Source organism: Cupriavidus alkaliphilus (genome assembly GCF_900094595.1).
Taxonomy (GTDB): domain Bacteria; phylum Pseudomonadota; class Gammaproteobacteria; order Burkholderiales; family Burkholderiaceae; genus Cupriavidus; species Cupriavidus alkaliphilus.
Genome location: NZ_FMAD01000004.1, coordinates 530,723 through 547,470, shown reverse-complemented (window position 1 = coordinate 547,470; position 16,748 = coordinate 530,723). Strand labels below are relative to the sequence as shown.

The 16,748-nt window shown below is 66.1% G+C and carries 15 protein-coding genes and 1 pseudogene; 9 read left to right on the top strand and 7 right to left on the bottom strand.

Going from position 1 to position 16,748, the window contains the following annotated elements:
- Positions 1-796: 796 nt before the first annotated feature.
- From GA0116996_RS11795 to GA0116996_RS11790, 3 genes are all read left to right on the top strand, one after another.
- Entirely contained in the window at positions 797-1,768 is a 972-nt protein-coding gene (locus tag GA0116996_RS11795) for a GlxA family transcriptional regulator (protein WP_244159824.1), read from the top strand.
- A 157-nt stretch (positions 1,769-1,925) separates the two neighbouring features.
- Positions 1,926-2,129 (top strand): hypothetical protein, encoded by a 204-nt coding sequence (locus GA0116996_RS27985; RefSeq protein WP_133250550.1) that lies wholly within the window; start codon positions 1,926-1,928, stop codon positions 2,127-2,129.
- Between the two features lie 12 nt (positions 2,130-2,141).
- Entirely contained in the window at positions 2,142-2,642 is a 501-nt protein-coding gene (locus GA0116996_RS11790) for an Ohr family peroxiredoxin (RefSeq protein ID WP_092311091.1), read from the top strand.
- 73 nt (positions 2,643-2,715) lie between these two features.
- On the opposite strand, the gene GA0116996_RS11785 is transcribed toward GA0116996_RS11790, so the two are convergent.
- Positions 2,716-3,633, bottom strand: a complete 918-nt coding sequence (locus GA0116996_RS11785; RefSeq protein WP_092311088.1) for a LysR family transcriptional regulator — start codon at positions 3,631-3,633, stop codon at positions 2,716-2,718.
- Between the two features lie 102 nt (positions 3,634-3,735).
- On the opposite strand from GA0116996_RS11785, the gene GA0116996_RS11780 reads away from it, so the two are divergent.
- Positions 3,736-4,485, top strand: coding sequence for an SDR family NAD(P)-dependent oxidoreductase (locus GA0116996_RS11780; RefSeq protein WP_092311252.1), 750 nt, complete (start codon positions 3,736-3,738; stop codon positions 4,483-4,485).
- Between the two features lie 146 nt (positions 4,486-4,631).
- Here GA0116996_RS11780 and GA0116996_RS11775 read toward each other — a convergent pair whose 3' ends face one another.
- On the bottom strand, positions 4,632-6,488 hold the full coding sequence (locus GA0116996_RS11775; protein WP_092311085.1) for an ABC transporter ATP-binding protein: 1,857 nt from the start codon (positions 6,486-6,488) through the stop codon (positions 4,632-4,634).
- 32 nt (positions 6,489-6,520) lie between these two features.
- Positions 6,521-6,891, bottom strand: a pseudogene (locus GA0116996_RS28545) (sigma 54-interacting transcriptional regulator).
- Positions 6,892-7,120: 229 nt separating this feature from the next.
- On the opposite strand from GA0116996_RS28545, the gene GA0116996_RS11765 reads away from it, so the two are divergent.
- Positions 7,121-9,265, top strand: coding sequence for a glycosyltransferase (locus GA0116996_RS11765; protein ID WP_092311082.1), 2,145 nt, complete (start codon positions 7,121-7,123; stop codon positions 9,263-9,265).
- A 16-nt stretch (positions 9,266-9,281) separates the two neighbouring features.
- Positions 9,282-10,007 carry a cellulose biosynthesis protein BcsS gene (bcsS, locus tag GA0116996_RS11760; RefSeq protein WP_244159834.1) on the top strand — a complete coding sequence of 242 codons (726 nt, stop codon included), beginning with the start codon at positions 9,282-9,284 and terminating at the stop codon, positions 10,005-10,007.
- Positions 10,008-10,107: 100 nt separating this feature from the next.
- Here bcsS and GA0116996_RS11755 read toward each other — a convergent pair whose 3' ends face one another.
- On the bottom strand, positions 10,108-10,422 hold the full coding sequence (locus GA0116996_RS11755) for a DMT family transporter (protein ID WP_092311079.1): 315 nt from the start codon (positions 10,420-10,422) through the stop codon (positions 10,108-10,110).
- A gap of 182 nt (positions 10,423-10,604) precedes the next feature.
- Between GA0116996_RS11755 and GA0116996_RS11750 the strand changes: the two genes are divergently transcribed.
- A complete protein-coding gene (locus GA0116996_RS11750; protein ID WP_244159820.1) occupies positions 10,605-11,759 on the top strand; it encodes a hypothetical protein in 1,155 nt (384 codons plus the stop codon).
- 12 nt (positions 11,760-11,771) lie between these two features.
- Here GA0116996_RS11750 and GA0116996_RS11745 read toward each other — a convergent pair whose 3' ends face one another.
- Entirely contained in the window at positions 11,772-12,575 is an 804-nt protein-coding gene (locus GA0116996_RS11745; protein WP_092311073.1) for a BPL-N domain-containing protein, read from the bottom strand.
- Between the two features lie 212 nt (positions 12,576-12,787).
- Between GA0116996_RS11745 and GA0116996_RS11740 the strand changes: the two genes are divergently transcribed.
- A complete protein-coding gene (locus tag GA0116996_RS11740; protein ID WP_092311071.1) occupies positions 12,788-13,237 on the top strand; it encodes a group I truncated hemoglobin in 450 nt (149 codons plus the stop codon).
- Positions 13,238-13,270: 33 nt separating this feature from the next.
- Here the strand turns inward: GA0116996_RS11740 and GA0116996_RS11735 are convergent, their stop codons facing one another.
- Both GA0116996_RS11735 and GA0116996_RS11730 read right to left on the bottom strand, forming a co-directional pair.
- Positions 13,271-14,035, bottom strand: a complete 765-nt coding sequence (locus tag GA0116996_RS11735) for a helix-turn-helix transcriptional regulator (protein WP_092311068.1) — start codon at positions 14,033-14,035, stop codon at positions 13,271-13,273.
- A complete protein-coding gene (locus GA0116996_RS11730) occupies positions 14,019-14,942 on the bottom strand; it encodes a DMT family transporter (RefSeq protein WP_092311065.1) in 924 nt (307 codons plus the stop codon). Before GA0116996_RS11730 ends, GA0116996_RS11735 begins: the two co-directional genes overlap by 17 nt.
- Positions 14,943-15,139: 197 nt before the next feature.
- On the opposite strand from GA0116996_RS11730, the gene GA0116996_RS11725 reads away from it, so the two are divergent.
- Complete coding sequence (locus GA0116996_RS11725) at positions 15,140-16,744, top strand: DUF1800 domain-containing protein (RefSeq protein ID WP_092311246.1); 1,605 nt, start codon at positions 15,140-15,142, stop codon at positions 16,742-16,744.
- Positions 16,745-16,748 lie beyond the last annotated feature (4 nt).

The following is a 16,748-nucleotide window of genomic DNA, read 5'->3' as shown; positions in this document are numbered from 1 at the left end:
CGGCTTTCTTGCGAGCGGCGCTCAACGGCCGCCGGAGCCTGGCGGGGCAGGCGCACGGCAAAGCGTGCGCCGCCACAGGGGCGGCATTCCGCACGGGATGCCGCCGCCGTGGCCGTTCACGATGCACTGGCAGATTGCCCGTCTCATCCCCATCCCTTCATCCCTGATCGCATAGAACGCATCGAACAGGGGTAGCACGGCGTCGCCAACAAAGCCGCAGCTACGGTCGCCGACCGCCACGACGGCGTCGTGCATGTCGGCGGCCAAATGTATGATCATTTGGCGTATCTGCCATGGCGTGTCTGCCATGGTAATGAGCGCTTAATAGACCGTAAATGACAGCGCTCCCAGTTTTTCTGCCAGACTGCCAGCCGTCCGGACCACGTCATGAGAATGTCATCCGGCATTGGTGCATTCCGGGAAACGGCGCTGCGCTCCGGACCCTCTTGTGACGCACCCACGCGCGCACTAGACTCGCCGCCACATTGCCCTGTCGCGACGACGCCCGCCGAGCTGACCGGCGCGGGACGCCTGGCCGATGCCTGAGAGTCGTGCGATGCCACTGGATGTGACATACGGAAGCCGATGATGACAGCACTATCAATACCCGAGCCCGTCGGGCGACAGGGATGTACCGGGGAGATTGCCGTCGTGCAGCAGCGCCCGCTGGCCGTCCTGTTACGGTTGGGGCACAGGCTTGCGCGGGATTGCCCTATTGACATAGCATCGCTCGATGCCCGCGATTCCTCTTATGGTTCAACATCAGTCACTCCCCGCCTCAGAGAACATTGAAGACATGCCGCGCAACATCCTGTTCGTGGCGTATCCCGATGTCAGCCTGCTCGATCTCGCCGGACCCCAGACCGTGTTCTGGGCCGCCTCCAACTACGCGCGGGCGCGCGGGATGGCGGGTTACCGGTGCCACACCACCAGCTTCTCCGGTGGAATGGTTGCAACGGTGGAGGGCACCGCAATGAGTTCGGTGTCCCTGGCGTCGTTCGACCTGCGGCTCGTCGACACCGTGATCGTACCGGGGTCACCCACGATCCTTGAGGTGGCGAAGAACGAGACGGCGCTGATCGACTGGCTGGGGACGGCGTCGGGCAAGATCCGGCGCATGGCCTCTGTGTGCAGCGGCGCATTCCTGCTGGCATTCGCGGGCTTGCTGGACGGCAAGCGCGCCACCACGCACTGGGCCATGCTGGACCGGTTCCGCGAATTGTTCCCCACCGTAGACCTCGATCCCGATGCGATCTTCGTGCAGCAGCAGAACCTCTGGACGTCGGCCGGGGTGACCACCGGCATCGACCTGGCCCTGGCGATGGTGGAAGCCGACTACGGACACGAGGTCGCGCTCAATTCCGCCAAGGAACTGGCGGTTTACATGAAACGCCCCGGGGCCCAGCCGCAGTTGAGCGAGATCCTGATCTCCCAGAGCCGGCAGGTGCCAGTGTTTGAGTCGCTGCATTTGTGGATCCTGCAGAGCCTCTCCACGCAGGAGTTGTCCGTCGAACAGCTTGCCGACTACGTCGGCATGAGTCCGCGTAATTTCGCGCGCATATACAAGGAAAAGACGGGGCGCACGCCGGCCAAGGGCGTGGAGCATTTCAGGCTCGAAGCGGCGCGGCGGCAGTTGCAGGATCCGGGCCGGCCCATCGACGTCATCGCGCGCGAGTGCGGTTTCGGCAGCGAAGAGCGGATGCGCGTGGCGTTCCAGCGCCACTTTGGAATGTCTCCAAGTGAGTACCGGCTGAAGGTCAACCGCTAGGATCGCTCGCCACGCTCCCGGATCTGATTGATGCGAAAAAGGAAACACCGTGGGCCACGCACCGGTCTGGTGCCGGCCCACGGCCACACGTAGCATGCACGTACTGTGGCAAGGCTCTAGCTGTAGCCGATGCCGCACTGGTGGCCCCGATCATGGCATGGTCGACATCGCCGTCCCCGAACGCTTCCGCCTGAGCGACCTCGTGCAGCGCTACCTGCAGGCGACCGGCGACAAGCGCGCCATCGTGGCAGATCCGGCGGCGCTCTGCTTCGGCAGCACGTCAGGAAGGCACGCTTGTGCCGGAAGGCAAGGCACGGCTTGGACACATCCACTGCGGGAAGGGATGCGTCAGACAAAATAGGCGGAGACGATGATGGATAGCGAGCGGTTGCAGCCTCCGCCATTGACCTTGCTCGACAGATATCGGGGACAGGGATTCTTGGCGCTGTACACCACGACCGTCACGGTGTCCGGAGGCGAGGCCGCGCATGGCCGGGCGTCCGGCGTGGCAAGGTCCGACGATGGCAATCTTATCCTCGAGTTGCGCCTGCCTGCGGCGATGGGCGGGCCCGGCAGCGGCACCAATCCGGAGCAGCTTTTCGCGGCAGGCTATGCCGCCTGCTTTCACGGGGCACTGAGTCTTCTTGCCCAGCGCGCGCAGGTCGACACGACCCGGGCTACGGTGGCGGTCGAGGTGTCTTTCGGCCGCGATCCCGTTGATGGGGGCTACGCGCTGATTGCCGAAATTCGCGTCCGCATGCCGGGCGTGGAGCGCCGCCAGGCCGAGGAACTGGTACGCAACACCGAGCGTCTTTGCCCTTACGCCAAGATGGCTCGCGGGGGCATTCACAGCATCGTGAGCGTGATCGACTGACTGCACTACGCCCTGGCAGTCCTGGCCAGCGCAACCAGGTCTTCCCAGCCGACATCCCCCAATGGATAGCTGCCTATTGACGGGCAGAGTCTGCCCGGCGTTCGGACTGGCCGGCAAGCTCCGTTGCGACAAAGTCCACCAGTACGCGTACGCGCGCTGGGATACGTCGACCGAATCCGTGCAGCACCTGCAGCGGTACCGCGAGTAGCGCCAGGGCGGGCATTACGCGCTGCAGCCGGCCGGCATCGAGGTCAGCCTGCACGGCGAGCTGCAGCAGTTGCGCGATACCGAGGCCGTTGAGCGCTGCCGTGCGCATCGCAGCGCCATTGTCGGCATCGAACGATCCCTTTGTCTGCAGCCGCGTGCCGTCGGCAAGCGTGACTGGCATGACTTGTCCGGCCAGCCGGTAACGCACATGGCGATGGTGCAGCAGGTCCGCCGCCGTGCGAGGCTCCCCGTAACTTTCCAGGTATGCAGGCGACGCCACCAGCACCAGAGGAAGGTTTGTCAGGTGCCGTGCATGCAGGCCGCTGTCAGTTGCGTGGCCGGCGCGAAAGGCCACGTCGAACCCCTCGCGGATCAGATCGGCGTGCTGGTCGCTGAAGCTGACGTCCAGCGACAGACGCGGATGGCGCGGCATCAGTTTCGCCGCGATCGCGGCCAGCAATGTAGTGCCAAGATCGCCCGGCATGCTGATGCGAAGATGACCTGCCACCGCCATCTCCGACGGCGCGACCAACCCCTCGCTTGCTTCTTCGAGTCCCCGTACCAGCGGCGCGACGCGTCGGTAGAAGACGGTCCCTTCGTCGGTCAATGCGAAGGCGCGGGTGGATCGGTGAAAGAGCTTCACGCCTAACCTGGCTTCAAGTCGCGACACGCTCTTCGAAATGGCCGAAGGCGTAGTGCCGAGGAGCCTGGCGGCACCGGTGAACGAACCCGCTTCCACCGCACGGACAAAGGCTGAAAGGCCATGGAGACGTTCTATCGACATAGAAGACAATTTGGCACAAGTAATGCGTCCATTGTAGGGCTGCCCCGCTTGCGACGGATCCTTTAGATTCAACCTCATCCAACAGGAATGTCGAGGTACACGATGAGCAAGCTTGAAGGAAAGGTCGCGGTCATTACGGGTGGCAACAGCGGCATAGGATTGGCGATGGCAAGGCGGTTCGTCAACGAGGGGGCCCAGGTGGTCATCGTTGGCCGGCGTAGTGACGCCGTTGACGCGGCGGTAGCCGAACTGGGGCCGCGGGCGATGGGCATGACAGGCGATATCGCCGATCTGTCCACGCATGATCGTGTGGCGGCGGCGGTCACCACGCGGTTTGGCGGGGCCGACATCTACGTAGCCAACGCGGGCATAAACCAGATCAGGCCGTCCGGCCAGGTCGGCATCGACGAATACGACGCACAGTTCGCCACCAACACGCGAGGTGTGTTCTTCGGCGTGCAGAAGATCGTGCCGGTGTTACGCGACGGCGGCTCCATCCTCCTTGTCAGTTCGATTGCCAGCGCCAAGGTGCTCGATGGACACGCCGTCTATGCAGGTACCAAGGCGGCGATTGAAGCGTTTGCGCAGAGCTGGGCGCTCGAGTTCAAGGCGCGTGGCATCCGGGTGAACGTAATCAGCCCGGGTCCCATCGATACGCCGATCTTGTCCAAGCTCGGCGTTGCCGAGGGTGACAGGCCAGCCTTCGAGGCAGGCGTGGCAAGTGCCATTCCGCTTGGTCGCCTTGGGCGTGCCGACGAGATTGCCTCTGCGGCACTGATGCTGACCAGTGGGGAAGGCAGCTTCATCACCGGCGTGAACCTGCGCGTCGATGGCGGGATCGCGCTGACCTGACATGGCTGACTGCAAACGGCCTGGCGTCATCCGGAAATTCCGCACCGACCCTTCGCGCGTGACGCTCGACGGGCCCGTGCTCGACGAAGAAGAGCGCCGGGCGATCGCCGCCTAGCCGGGATACGCTCCCGCCAGTCGCCCGCCGGCTACTGAACCGATTCGGACACCTCGTCCTGCTCTTCACCCAGGAAGCCGCCGCTCTGGTGCCGCCACAGTCGCGCATAGGTGCCGTTCTTCGCCAGCAATTCGGCGTGCGTGCCCTGCTCGATGATGCGCCCCTGGTCCATCACGATCAGGCGGTCCATGGCGGCGATGGTGGAGAGGCGGTGGGCGATCGCGATCACGGTCTTGCCTTCCATCATTTCGTCCAGGCTTTCCTGGATGGCGGCCTCGACTTCGGAATCCAGCGCGCTGGTGGCTTCATCCAGCAGCAGGATCGGCGCGTTCTTGAGCATCACGCGGGCAATCGCGATGCGCTGGCGCTGGCCGCCCGAGAGCTTGACGCCGCGTTCGCCGACCAGCGTGTCGTAGCCGGTGTGGCCGTGCTGGTCGCTCAGCTGGCGGATGAAGTCATCGGCCTGGGCGTGCACGGCGGCGTTGCGGATCTCGGCATCGGTGGCGTTGGGGCGGCCGTAGGCGATGTTGTCGCGGATCGAGCGATGCAGCAGCGAGGTGTCCTGCGTGACCATGCCGATGGCGCCGCGCAGGCTGTCCTGCGTCACCCTGGCGATGTCCTGCCCGTCGATGCGGATGCGGCCGCTGTCCACGTCGTAGAAACGCAGCAGCAGGTTGATCAGCGTGGACTTGCCCGCGCCGGAGCGGCCCACCAGCCCGATCTTCTCGCCCGGACGCACGGTCAGGCTGAGGCCGTCGAGCACCTGGCGTTCTCCGTTGTAGTTGAAGCGGACCTGGTCGAATTCCACTTCGCCGCGCCGGATCTGCAGCGCGGGCGCGCCGGGCGCGTCCTGCACCTTGGCCACGTGCGTGAGCGTGGCAATACCGTCCTGCACCGTGCCGATGTTCTCGAACAACGAGGCCATCTGCCACATGATCCAGTGCGACATGCCGTTGATGCGCAGCGCCATGGCGGTAACCGCGGCCACCGCGCCGGTGCCGATCTCGGCCCCATGCCACAGCCACAGCGCATAGCCGCCCGCCCCGAGGATCAATCCCACCACCAGGGCCTGGTTGACGACCTCGAACTGGCTGACGAGGCGCATCTGCCGGAACCCGGTTTCCTTGAAATCCTCCATCGCCGCGCGCGCGAAGTGGGCCTCGCGCCGGGTGTGCGAGAACAGCTTGACGGTGGTGATGTTGGTGTAGGCGTCGGTGACGCGCCCGGTCATAGACGAGCGGGCGTGCGCCTGCTCCTGCCCGACCTTGCCCAGGCGCGGCACGAAGTACAGCATGGCCAGGCCGAACAGCACGATCCAGCCGATGAAGGGCAGCATCAGCCGGAAATCGAAGCCGCCCGCCAGCGCGATGATGGTGATGAAGTACACGCCGATGGCGAGCACGATCTCGATGAAGGTGAACAGCACCTCGCGCACGGCCAGCGCGGTCTGCATGACCTTGGTTGTGACCCGTCCGGCGAACTCGTCGGAGAAAAACGACAGGCTCTGCCTGAGCATCAGCCGGTGGAAATCCCAGCGCAGCCGCAGTGGCAGGTTGATCGCCAGCACCTGGTGCTGCACCATGGTGCGCAGCGCCACCAGGCCGATGCTGGTGACCAGCACGATGCCGATCCCCCACAGCACGCGTTGCTCCTGTGCCGAAGCTTGCCGGTTACCCTGCCACGCCGCCAGCAGATCCACCACTTGGCCGAGGAAGGAGAACAGCCACGCTTCGTAGATCGACACGCCGGCACTCAGCAGCGCCAGCGCGACGAAGTATCGGCGTGTGCCGCGGGTGCAGGCCCACAGGAAGGCCGCCAGGCCCTTGGGCGGCGGCGGTGCCTCGTCGGGCGGGAATGGATCAAGCAGACGTTCGAACGCGCGCAGCAAGGGGACCTCCGAAACGACAGAAGGCCCGCCATTCAGCCGGCATGCGGATTGGACGGCCCTCTTCGGTGTGAGCCGCAGATTCTACCCCCGGAAGCGCGGCGGTGCAGGGCCCCGGTCGGCCGGCACGGCATTCCCAGGTCGAGCTCCCGCACTGCATCCAGGCACAAGGTGCCGCCATTGCCGGCCTTGATCAGCCCTTCCTGCTTGCCTATCGCGTCGGTGAACGCTCCGCGTTCTGGCCGAACAACTCGGACTGCAGCAGCTGGCCCGCCATTGCCGCGCAATTGATGTCGATGAACTCGGCGTCCGCGCGGCTGGATTGCTGGTGCAGCAGGCGCAGGGTGGCCGCGTGACGGCGGCATTCGCCAGTCGCGACTTGTGCGCACGCAAACCGCGTGGACACTGAACTCTGAGATTAGCGTCTTTTAAATCCCCGCACGCTGCAGCGTGCGCTACACGGATACCCTGCCGGCTGTCCGCACCCTACTTACAGAACGCGCCAAATCCCTCTATGCTGTATCCGGATGACGGCGCGGCCTTGCGCTGCGGGTCCCGTTCTCACGACGACCCGGCATGGCCAGAGCATCCGGCGTGGTGACCAAAGAAGAATAACGCCAGCACAGAACGAAAGCATGACAACAGAACAGCCCGGTCGGTCCATCAGGTTGCTTGTGGTTGCGTACGTGCTGGTGGGATTGGCGTACCTCGCCTGGCGCGTCGACACGATCAATGTCGCGGCGCCGCTGTTTTCCTTCCCGCTCTATGCGGCGGAAGTCTACGGCTATATCAGTGGCCTGCTCTTTGTGCTGATGACGTACCGGCTTTCGGTGCGGGAGGCACCGCCGCCTGAACCGGGCCTGAGCGTCGATGTTTTCGTGCCGACCTATAACGAGTCGGTCGAGCTGATTCGCCGTACGCTGCTGGCGGTGATACGCATGGATTATCCGCATGCCACCTGGCTGCTTGACGACGGCCGCCGGGAATCGATGCGGGCGCTCGCGCAGGAGCTGGGTTGCCGCTATCTCGCGCGTGGCGACAACGCCCACGCCAAGGCCGGCAACCTGAATCACGCGCTGCTGCACAGCACCGGCGAATTCATTGCGATCTTTGACGCCGACCACGCGCCGCGCAAGGATTTCCTGGTCAGGACGCTGGGTTATTTCCGCAACGAGCGGGTCGCATTCGTGCAGACACCGCAGGACTTCTTCAACATCGACTCCTTCAACCACCGGCTGGGCAAGAAGCGGGTGTGGGATGAACAGGCGCTGTTCTTCAAGGTAATCCAGCGCGGCAAGGATGCGCTCAATGCCGCCTTCTTCTGCGGCAGTTGTGCCGTGATCCGGCGCGCCGCGGTGGCACGGATCGGCGGCTTTGCGACGGAAACCGTGACCGAGGACGTGCACACCGCGATCCGCATGCACAAGCTCGGCTACCAGTCCGTGTACCACGCCGAGTCGCTGGCGTTCGGCCTTGCGCCGCACAGCATCGATACCTACCTGAAGCAGCGCATGCGCTGGGGCATGGGATCGATGCAGGTATTCCGGCGGGAGAACATCCTGTTCGCGCGCGGGCTCACCATCGGGCAGCGCCTCAATTATCTGGCCTCGGCACTGTTCTTCTTCGAAGGCTGGCAGAAGCTGGTCTTCTTCCTGACGCCGCCCGTGGTGTTCCTGACCGGCGTACTGCCGATCATCTCGCCGCTGAACACGTTCCTGCTGCTGTTCTGCCTCTATTACCTGCTTTCGATCCTGGTCCACCTGGAACTCGGGCGCGGCTACAACTCGCTGTTCCTGAGCGAGCAGTACGCCATGGCACGGTTCTTTGCCTTCATGTCGACCAGTGTCGGCCTGTTCCGCAAGAATATTCCGTTTGCCGTCACCGACAAGCAGATGTCCCAGACCGGCAAGATGTGGCTATGGCTGTCGCCGTTGCTGGTGCTCTGCGGCCTGGCCGCCGCGAGCATACCGGTCGGCCTGTATCGCATTTACACGGGCAGCCTCGCGCTTGGCGCGGGCCTTGTGACGCTCTTCTGGACGGTGATGACACTTGGGTGCGCCATTGCGGTGGCGGCCTATGCCCACAAGCACTCGCGCAACCGCCGCACCGAATACCGCTTTCCGCTGCGCGTGCCGACCACGCTGACCGTCAACGACAAGACGTATCTCGGACTGACCGCCGACCTGTCACCGAACGGCGCGCTGTACCTGGGCGAAGCGATGCCGGGCCTGGCGCTGGGCGACGTGGTCGGCGTTGCGGTGCATCTGCCCAACCTCATTGTCCGCGACACCGCGATCGCCACCTTCGTCAAGGCGTCGCGGCCCGGCGTCTCCCACGGCATGTCGGTCGGCCTGCGCTTCAACTGGACGGCGGATGGCAACACCGGCGCGCTGGAAACATTCCTGTTCGGCAGCCGGCTCCAGCTGGAAATGGGTGCGCTGCGCGAGACAGAAACGCCGCCGCTGACGCGTCTTGCCGAGATACTCCGGCGTGACGAGGGCCGGTCCTCGGCCGCGTATATCTGGGCCGCGGCGTTACTGATGCAGCCGTTGCGCGTCGATATGCTGCCGGTTGCCATCGCCACTATCGAAGGCGCGGCACCGCTGCTGTTCAGCAGCATCGAACTGGACCTGAATGCCGGTGCCACCCTGCGCCAGCCGCAGGCCGTCCACGCGGGCGCCGCCCATGAACAGGCCATCCGCCTCACGCCAACGGGGCGGGTGACCACGCCGACCGGTGACTTCCACCTGTACAACATTGCACCGCATAGCGCGGCTTAACCTGGGAAACTTCATGATGGCGTACAGAGGCCATGGCGCAGCGTGCCGGCGGCTTGCAGCGATCCTCCGCGGCGGCTTATTGCCGCTGGCCCTGCTGCTGGCCTCGCTGCCGGCGGCCGCGGGCCCCTTTCTGTTCGGCGGCGCAAGCCTTGCCGGCGGCGGCGAGCGCAGCGAATACGCCGGCATTACCGGCAATCTCCTGCCTGTGCCATTCCTGACGCAGAAGCTCGTGGTCAGCGATTACCACTACAAGTATGGTGCGAACGGTACCACCGTGTCGGTAAACGGCCAGTCCGCCGAGGCTGCGCTGGGCGTGCAGAAGGGCTGGGCAACCGGCTGGGCCGAGGCCTCGGTCGGGGCTCGCTACCGCTACAACCGGGTATCGCCCGAGGGCGCGGACAACCGGTCCGACGGCGGCGAATGGGGTGTCGCGCTGACCGTGCTGGGGCAACAGGAATTTGCGCGGAACTGGGCAGTCAACGGCATCGCCAGCTACAACTTTGGACCCAAGGCCTACTGGGCGCGCGGCCGCCTGCTCTACAAGGTCTTTGGCGAGGCCTGGGCAGGCGTGGAATTCATCAAGCACGGCGACCCGTTCTACCACGCCACGCAAGGTGGCCTGGTCGTGACCGGTATTGCCATCGGCAAGGGCGTGAACCTGGGATTCTTCGGCGGCGCCAAGAAGACAGCGGGCGAGCCGCGTGCCTTCTATGGCGGGCTGGAGCTGAGCAAGGCGTTCTGAGGACACCCCGGATGCGCCGGCGCCGACCGCGCCGGCAATCGAGGGGCGGAATCGCAAGCTGGTCCGCCCGCTTCGGCAAGGCGGGCCCGATGCCGGACCGTCAGGAGGTCATTTTCATCATCACGAGTCCGCTGACAATCAGTCCCGCCGCCAGGATCCTGGGCGCGCTGGCCGGTTCGCCCAGCACGAACAGCCCCACCAGGAACGCGCCCACGGCGCCGATGCCGGTCCAGATGGTGTAGGCCGTGCCGAGCGGCAGGGTTTTCATTGACAGGGATAGCAGGGCGAAGCTGGCAATCATGGCCACGATGGTGATGGCCGAGTAGCCGGGGCGCGAAAAGCCTTCGGACAGCTTCATGGAGTATGCCCAAAGCACCTCGAGCACTCCGGCGATGACGAGATATATCCAAGCCATGATGGCTCCTTGATCAAGAGCCGGGCCGTCCCGGACATTCATACCCGGTGCGGGCGAGGTCGTCCTCGAAAGCAGGGCATTGTACCGGATCGCCGGGGCAGGGGTGGGCCGTGGCGATGGGCAGCATGGTATCGTCGGCATGTCATGGTCATGCCCTGGGACGTCCAGAATCGGGGGAAATAATGAGAATGCGGTCGGTGCTGTGGTTTGTCGCGATGGTGTTGCTCTTGCCGCGGTTGGCGCTGGCCAGCGAATTCGGCAGCAAGGGCGGGCCGGAGCCCGCCAACCTCGATCAGATCGCGTCACGGCTGCGCGAAGACCCGTATGACCTGGAGCTGCTGATCAGCTTCGGCACCTCCAAGGGCGGATCCGCCGGCCATATCGCGCTGGCACTGCGCGATGATGCGGCGGGCGAAGAGCGGGTGTACTCGGCCAACTTCTACGCGGACCGCGACCCCGCCCACGCTGGCGGCCGCTACACCACCGATCTGATGATCGCTATCCCCAAGCAGGAATATCTGTTCAAGACCGTATCCACGGTCGCCGATACCGCATCGTTCGGGCTCGACTTCGGCGAAATCTACAAGCGCTCGGTCATCGGGGTGCGGGTCTATGGCGTGCCGGCGGCGGACAAGGCGGCGCTGGCCGCTTATTTCCGCCGCATCAACGACGACTATCACCAGCAACGCAGCAATACCGAATATCACCACGGGCCGATCCGCTACGACTACCTGCGCCTGAACTGCGCCAAGACCATCGGCGCCGCTTTCAAGTATGGCGCCGGCTACCGCGACCTGGCAGTGACCGGCGCGACGCTGTTTTCAGGGCAGCGCATGGTCGCGGCAGCCACCGCCAATATCCCGACCGAGATGGCGATGAAGCTGATCCGGGAATGGGGCCAGCGCAGCTATGGCATGGACGTGGTGCTGTACAAGAAGTACCGCGGCTCGACCTATGTCGATCCGCAAGAGGAAGAAAAAATCGCCTTCAAGGACCTGCCTGACCGCTTTCCCTCGGTGCTGTCGCTCGACTTTCGCCGCGAAGCCGGGGCTTACCAGGACTATGACAACCTGCTGGCGATGTACCTGCTGTTCAATCTCGGCAAGTACAGCGTGCGGGTCAACGAACAGACCTTGCTGCTGGAAATCGAGACATCGAAGGACCCCATGCCCTATGCCGGGGCGCTGCGGGCCGCCGAGCGCGACGCCCGGGCCGACAGCGAAAAATTCCAGCGCCATATCGAATTCCGTCCGAGCGGCGAGGGCATCAGCGAGGCGCCGGACAATACGCACCTTTATCACTTTACCGGGGATGCGGCGGGGAAGATGACGCGCTAGGCTGCGGCCCTTTCAGCCAAGCGACAGCCCACCCTGCGCCAGCAACCGCCGAAACACCGCCAGGCGCGCATCGCCCGTTTGCGCCAGCCGGTCGCACACGTGGAGGTATTCGGACATATCGCTGTGTCCGCGCAACGCATCCTTGCACTCCCGCTCCGAAATCTCCAGGTGGACCCCGCTCAGCAGCGCGCGGCCCTTGCCGACCTGTGCGCTGACGATGGCGGGCGGCGTGCCGGGGATGCCCGCGTAGACGGCCAGGACCTCGGTCCCGGGGCCGGGGGTGTCGGCGAAGTCGAAGCGGCAGCCGCCGTGGTAATGCGTGTAGACCGACAGCGGGACTTCGGTCAGCTTGTCGGTGGTCCGCAGTTCCACCGCGGCCGTGGTGCGCGGGGTGCCGTCATAGAGCTTGCCGCCGGTCAGTTCTGGCAGCGAGCCGACGGCCACCGCATCCACCAGCCGCAGTTCGCGCGGGCCGCAGATTGCACCGCGGGTGCCGGCATGGAATGCCAGTTCGCGGCATGCGTAGTAGGCGCCCGCGCATATCCCCAGGTAGGCGCCGCCCTGTTCGATAAATTGCCGGATGCGCGCGTTCGGCGCGCCATTCAGCAAGGCGCAATAGGGCAGGTCGGCGCCGCCCGGCATGACGAACATCACCGCATCGTCGAACAGCGTGGCGTCGTGCCGGATCTCGCTTGCCATCACCGCGCGGATTTCATAGGCCCCTGCAGGCAGCTGATGGCCGATGGTTCGCATCAGGCATGCGGTCCAGTCCGACGCGCCGGCGTCGACATAGGTAAGAATCTGGGGCTTGGGCATGGCCGCGTCCGTGTCTTGTCGTCTCCGACTCTAGCCGTTTGGTATCGAAAGCGCCATGCCGTCATCGGCTGGAAAGCAAAGCGGAACCAACCTGCTATGCTGAAACAGCCGAAGCCGGCGCTGTCTGCGCTATCCCCGCATGCGGTCAATGCAATTTGCGCCGCGGCACTGGCTCCGATCCCGCAGCTACCGGGTTAAGGAAGGAGGCAGCCATGCGTATCTCGCCTGTTCTGTGCGGTTTTGTTGTGGCGGCGGTGCTGGGGCTTGCCGGTTGCGCAACGCCGGATCGTGCCAAGCCTGCCACGACTTCGTCGTTATATGACCGGCTTGGCGGCATGCAGGCCATTACCGCGGTGGTCGACGACTTTGTCGGCAACGTGGCGACCGACACGCGCATCAATGCCAAGTTCGCCAATGCCAATATTCCGCGGCTGAAGACCAGGCTGGTCGAACAGATCTGCGCGGGTTCCGGCGGGCCCTGCACCTATTCGGGACGCGATATGAGAACCGCCCATGCCGGCATGGCCATCAGCAACGACGAGTTCGATGCGCTGGTCGACGACCTGGTGAAATCGCTCAACAAGTTCAAGGTGCCGGCGCGCGAGCAGAAGGAGTTGCTGGGTATTCTGGGGCCGATGCGCAAGGATATTGTCTCGCGGTAATCCGGTCGCGCAAGGCGGCCAGCACCCTCGTTGTTACCTGCGCGCGGCCGCCCGCCATGCCCCCGGCGGCAGCCCGAAGCGCCGCGTGAAGCTGCGCGTGAACGTGGTCTGGTCCGGATAGCCTGACATCAGCGCGATCTCGGCCAGCGGCAGCCGGGAGTTCGACAGCCACAGCAGCGCACGATCCAGCCGGAGGCGGGTCTGGTAGCGGTGCGGGGTATCGCCGAAAGCCTCGGCGAACAGGGTCTGGAAGCGCCGCACGCTCCAGCCGAAATGCGCGGCCAGTTCCGGCACGCGCAGCGGCGCGGCCAGGTTGGCGCGCAGGTAGGCATCGACGGCCATCAGCGGAAAGACATCGCGGTCCGCGGGCATGCCGAGGCTGTCGGCCAGCGTCGCGGCCAGGGTTGCCGCGACCTGCCAGTCTGCCTGCGGCGCGCGTGCCGCGCACGCCGTGCGCCCCGCCGCCAGGGCCCGCACCCGGTTGCCAAAGGCGCCCTCCAGCGCGAACGCGCGCGGACGCGCCATCAGCCGCGCGGGCAGCGCCACCGATTGCGCGGGGAAGTCCGCGACCAGCTGCAGGTTCCCCTGGTAGCCCATGTAGTCATGATGGCTGCCGGCCGGCACGATCAGGCCGGTGCGGTCGTTAACGCGGTAGAGATGGCCGTCGAGCTCCAGTTCGGAGGCGCCGGCCAGGCCGAACAGCAGCTGGTGGTAGCCGTGCTGGTGGCCCTCCGGCTGCGGCCGGTAGCGCCGGTGCTCCACCAGCGGCGCGGCGCGCGCTTCAGCGGGCTTCGGCATGCCGCATCCTGCCACGGGTCTGGCACAGCCAGACGCCGGCCCCTGCCACCGCCATGCCAAATATCTGCACTGCACCGAGGCGCTCGCCGAACAGCAGCCAGGCCTGAACCGCCGCCAGCGGTGGCGCCAGGAACATCAGCGCCGCGGCATTGGCGGCCTGGCCGCGCCGCACCAGGCTCACCAGCAGCCAGGTGCCGGCGCCGGACAGGCCGATGGCGGCCCAGGCCAGCCCGGCCCACAGAGCCGGGCCGCCGTGCCAGTGCAGCGGCGCGCTGGCTGCCTGGATCGCCACCATCGCGGCGGCGACCAGCATGGCGCCCAGGTTCTGCCACGCCGAGCTGGCGCGCAGGTCACAGGCGGCGATGGCGGTTTTCTGCAACAGGGTTCCCATGGTGATGGAGACAATGGCCAGCACGCCCAGCAACACCGTCGCCGGCGATACCGAACTGGCCGCGCCGTGCGGGCCGGCCTGCAACGCAGGGGCGACCACCAGTGCAACGCCGAGCGCACCCAGCGCCAGGCCGTGCCAGGTCCGCCTGGAAGGTAGCTCTTTCAGCAGGGGGATGGCAAGCAGCGCGGTCAGCAGCGGCTGCAGCGCGCCCAGCAGGGCCATGATCGCCGGCGGCAGGCCCCTGGCGACGGCGCCGTAGCCGGCGCACAGGTAGAGGCCCTGCATCAGCGCCCCGGCCAGCAGGTGGCGCGGCGCTTCGCGCAGCGGCGGCCATGCCGCGCGCGCGGCCAGCGACCACGCCGCGAACATCAGCCCGGCGACGGCAAAGCGGCCCAGCAGGAACAGGCTGGTGTCGGCCAGCGGCACGATCGCCTTGCCGACGATAAAGCCGGTGGACCAGATCAGGACGAAGGCCATGGCGGGCAGCCAGGCGACAGTGGACAGGGGGCGCGACATGCGGTCAGGCGTTTCCGCTCCGGGAGCGGAAAGGGCAGAAAAGGGCAAGGCTAGCGAGGCGCGGCGCCGCTGTCTTGGCAAATCCGGCAATCTCGCACTGAAAGCATTGGTAACACTCGCGTGGCGTCGCCGCGTCAACCGCTCCGGGCTTGCCACGTAACATGGTGATGGGGATCGAACCGGAAGAGGTGAACCACATGGATCCAGTGCAGCATGCAAGACCACCTGGCCGCGGACGAGTTGCCGCCTGGCGCGCCGCCGCCGCGCTGGCGCTGGCCGCGTGCCTGGCAGGCTGTGCCGGGCTGCAGGCGGGGCCGGGCAACGGTGACGGCCATGGCGCCACGGCGGCCGCCGACCTGCGCTGGCTCAATACCGTCACCTACGGCGCCGACCAGGCCTCGCTGGACGCGCTGCGCCGGCTGGGCCGCAAGGACTTTCTCGCGCAGCAGCTGGCGATGCCGCTGGCCGATCCGCCCGAGCTGGCGGCCGCCATCGCCGCCTTGCCCAACCTGCGCGACGGCGCCGCCGCGCAGGTCCAGGCCGCGCGCGAGGCGCGCCAGCGTATCGACGCCCTGCCGGACGACGCCAGCCGGCAGCAGGCGCGCCAGGCGCTCAACATGCAGGGCCGCGAGATCGTGGCCGATGTGGCGCGGCGCCACTTGCTGCGCGCGCTGTATTCGCCGGCGCAGCTGCGCGAGCAGATGACATGGTTCTGGATGAACCATTTCAACGTCTACGCGGGCAAGGGCCAGGTCGGGCTGCTGCTGGCCGATTACGAAGAGCGCGCCATCCGGCCGCATGCGCTCGGCCGTTTCCGCGACCTGCTGATGGCGACGGTGACCGCGCCGGCGATGCTGGTCTATCTCGACAATGCCCAGAGCAGCGCCAACCGCGTCAATGAGAACTACGCGCGCGAGCTGATGGAGCTGCATACGCTGGGCGTCTCCGGTGGGCCCAGCGGCTCGCGCTATACGCAGCAGGACGTGCAGGAGCTGGCGCGCGTGCTGACCGGCGTAGGCGTGAACCTGCGCGGCACACCGCCGCCGAAGCTGCCCCCCGCGCGCGCAAGCCTGTACCGCAGCGACGGCTTGTTCGAGTTCAACCCCGCGCGCCACGACTTCGGCGCCAAGCTGCTGCTGGGCCAGCGCATCGAGCCGTCCGGTTTCGACGAAGTGGCGCGGGCGGTGTCGATGCTGGCGCGCGAGCCGGCCACGGCGCGCTTTGTCAGTGCCAGGATGGCGGCTCACTTCATCGCCGACGACCCGCCTGCCGCGCTGGTCGAGCGCATGGCGCAGACCTTCATGCGCACCGACGGCGATATCGCCGCGGTGCTGCGCACCATGCTGCTGGCGCCCGAACTGGACCGGCAGGCGGCCGCGTCGCCGCGCAAGTTCAAGGACCCGATGGTCTACGTGGTGTCGTCGCTGCGGCTGGCGTATGAAGGCCGGCAGGTAGCCAACCTGCGCCCGGTGATGAACTGGCTGAACCAGCTGGGCGAGCCGCTGTACGGCCACGTGGCGCCCGACGGCTATCCGTCGGCCGAAAGCGCTTGGGCCAGTTCGGGGCAGATGGTGCGGCGCTTCGAGATCGCGCGCGCGATCGGCTCGGGGCCGGCGGGATTATTCGCGGGCGATGGCGCCACGCCGCGCGGGGCGCGCTTCCCGACCATCGGCAACAAGCTCTACTACGACGCGATCGAAGCCACCCTTGGCCCCGCCACGCGCACCGCGCTGAGTCAGGCCGAGTCGCAGGCGGAATGGAACACCCTGCTGCTGGCTTCGCCCGAATGGATGCAGCGCTGAAGGC